General features: G+C 57.8%; 2 protein-coding genes. One reads left to right on the plus strand and one right to left on the minus strand.

The features are described from left to right. Nucleotides 1-235 (minus strand): hypothetical protein (locus tag E4Q08_RS23880; RefSeq protein ID WP_169072239.1); only part of this gene is annotated, 235 nt, incomplete at its 3' end. A 925-nt stretch (nt 236-1,160) separates the two neighbouring features. Here E4Q08_RS23880 and E4Q08_RS23885 point away from each other — a divergent pair. Beyond that, nucleotides 1,161-1,989 (plus strand): PDDEXK nuclease domain-containing protein (locus E4Q08_RS23885; protein WP_308240220.1); only part of this gene is annotated, 829 nt, incomplete at its 3' end.

Below are 1,989 nucleotides of genomic sequence, written 5' to 3' on the forward strand. Positions count from 1 at the left end.
CCATCGTGGGGTAGATCTCTTCTGAGGTGTCCTCGATAATCATGGCGCCGAGCATCAGGCGAACCTTCGCGAGCATGAAAGCCGACAACGCGGCACTGTTCTCCAGGACCAACTCTTCGCCCGCTTTCATGGCCTGAACGAGCGGGCCGTAATGGAACGACAGCCGCTGGCCTTCCCAGTATTGAGTCCCGATGAGTTCATCGAGATCAGTATCGTTGGTGCACGCGTAGATCACGTCATTCCTCCAGAGAGCAGAAGGTCTTGCATTGATTAACGGACGATCGCAGGAAGAAATTGAGTCGGAATCTGAAATTGAGGTCCAATTGACCGAATCAAGACTCTCTGGTGGACTGCCTCGCCCGGAGCATCCTTCTGCGAATGGACAACCGAGAATGGAACGTGCCTGACGATCTGGAAGCGATCAGGCTGGCGGAGACGGTGGTACCCGCGACACCGGGCTGGCGTCAGACTGCTTTAAGAATTCTTGAAGCGATTGCGCATCGTGCGAGTTGAGGGAGTCTTTGGTGGTTTGGGCGAACCCGTCAGGTGGGAATGTCATCAGATACATTTTCTTGAAACACTTGGAGTAGCCACGACAAGGCGTGGGTTGACGTGGTTCGAGGCCTGCAACGTGCCATCGCTGACCTGAGGATGATCGCGTGAAACCTGCTCACGTTACTGCCCTTTCTTGCTCCATGGTCGATTGCAGATTTGCGCAGGTTGGACAAGAGTGCGCAGCACTGGCGTTGCCCGTGCCGAATCCTCTCTGGTCTGGTAGACACGGCCTCCGATCTGGCCAGGATGGCCCATCTATTCCCTAGCGGTGGGTTCGGCGCGATGTATGGCGAAGCCGTTCTTCGCGCTTCGTTCCATGCCGGCGGGCCGACCCTGGGAGGCGTGCCGGGTCGATTGACGCTTGACTCCGCAAACGCGCTTGATCTGGCGAGCCACGAATCGTCTGCAGAGAATCTTCCCGCTGTATAATTCCGAATACATATCCGATCGTCGTCAGCATCAGACTCTTGGGGGTGTAGGGATTTCCGCATGAGTCACCGAAAGGCTGAGCGTACCGCCCAACGAGCTATCGTCGCGCAACAGTGCAGCAGCCGGGTGGACAATTCCAGATCAAGTGACTCGCCGAAAACCATATCCGCCGAAGCATGACAACCCTCATCCCTCCCGACTACGCCGCATGGCTTGCGGAGTTGAAGGCCACCATCCGCACGGCGAGACTCAAGGCCGGTCTGGCCGTTAACCGGGAACTGGTCCTGCTCTATTGGCGCATCGGCAAGGAGATTCTCGAACGGCAATCCGCCCAGGGCTGGGGGGCGAAGGTCATCGACCAACTGGCCCGCGACCTCCGTGCCGAGTTCTCCGACATGAGAGGTTTTTCCCGCACCAATCTGCTCTACATGCGGGCATTTGCCTCAGCGTGGCCAGAGGAAGCAATTGTCCACCAGCTTGGTGGACAAATTCCATGGCGGCACAATTGCGTCATCATCGACCAGGTCAAAGACCGGGCGACGCGCGAGTGGTACATCCGAAAGACCATCGAAAACGGCTGGAGCCGGTCGGTGCTCGAACTCCAGATCGAGACGGCCGCTCACCGGCGCGTGGGCGCCTCACAAACCAACTTCGATCGTGCGCTGCCGTCGCCACAGTCCGACCTGGCACGCGACATCCTCAAGGATCCGTACACCTTCGATTTCCTCGGGATCACGGATGCCTCAAATGAACGCACCATCGAAAAGGCGCTCCTGCTGCGGCTGAGAGATTTCCTGATCGAACTCGGCGTCGGTTTCGCGTTTGTGGGAAGTCAGTACCGTCTTGAGGTGGAGGGCGACGAGTTCTTCATCGACTTGCTCTTCTATCACACCCGCCTGCACTGCTACGTGGTGATCGAGCTCAAGAATACCGCCTTCCGGCCCGAATACGTCGCAAGCTCAATTTCTACCTCGCCGCCGTCGATGACCTGGTGCGTAACCAGAC

Source organism: Candidatus Accumulibacter contiguus (assembly GCF_012940005.1).
GTDB lineage: Bacteria > Pseudomonadota > Gammaproteobacteria > Burkholderiales > Rhodocyclaceae > Accumulibacter > Accumulibacter contiguus.